Source organism: Micromonospora solifontis (assembly GCF_003725545.1).
Classification (GTDB): domain Bacteria; phylum Actinomycetota; class Actinomycetes; order Mycobacteriales; family Micromonosporaceae; genus Micromonospora; species Micromonospora solifontis.
The window spans coordinates 1-824 of sequence record NZ_RJLN01000203.1 but is presented as its reverse complement, the minus strand read 5'-3'; the positions used below and the strand labels follow the sequence as shown (position 1 = coordinate 824).

Below are 824 nucleotides of genomic sequence, written 5' to 3'. Positions count from 1 at the left end.
CGTTACTTCGGTGCCGCCGTACCCGCGTTCAAGCTGTCGGACAGCCAGTTCACCGGCATCCTCGACCGCGAGTTCAACGCGATCACCCCAGAAAACGAGATGAAATGGGACGCCACCGAACCGTCCCAGAACCAGTTCCGCTACACCAGCGGCGACCAGATCGTCTCCCACGCCCAAGCCCACGGCATGAAAGTCCGCGGCCACACCCTGCTCTGGCACGCCCAACAACCCGCCTGGGTGCAGAACCTCTCCGGCAGCACCCTCCGCTCAGCCATGATGAACCACGTCACCCAGGTCGCCACCCACTACAAAGGCCAAATCTACGCCTGGGACGTCGTCAACGAAGCCTTCGCCGACGGCGGCAGCGGCGCCCGCCGCGACTCCAACCTCCAACGCACCGGCAACGACTGGATCGAAGCCGCCTTCCGCACCGCACGAGCCGCCGACCCCGCCGCCAAACTCTGCTACAACGACTACAACACCGACGGAATCAACGCCAAATCCACCGGCGTCTACAACATGGTCCGCGACTTCAAAACCCGCGGCGTACCCATCGACTGCGTCGGCTTCCAATCCCACCTCGGCACCACCCTGCCCAGCGACTACCAAACCAACCTGCAACGCTTCGCCGACCTCGGCGTCGACGTCCAAATCACCGAACTCGACATCACCCAAGGCTCCAACCAAGCCAACATGTACGCCGCCGTCACCAAAGCCTGCCTCGCGGTAACCCGCTGCACCGGCATCACCACCTGGGGAGTCCGCGACAACGACTCCTGGCGCAGCGGCGACAACCCCCTGCTCTTCGACAGCAACGGCAACAA

Annotated in this window: 1 protein-coding gene; it reads left to right on the top strand. The window is 63.8% G+C overall.

Annotation, left to right across the window (positions count from 1 at the left end; all coding sequences use genetic code 11):
- Positions 1-824: glycoside hydrolase family 10 protein (locus tag EFE23_RS27865; RefSeq protein WP_148058570.1), on the top strand; the 824-nt coding region annotated here is incomplete at both ends.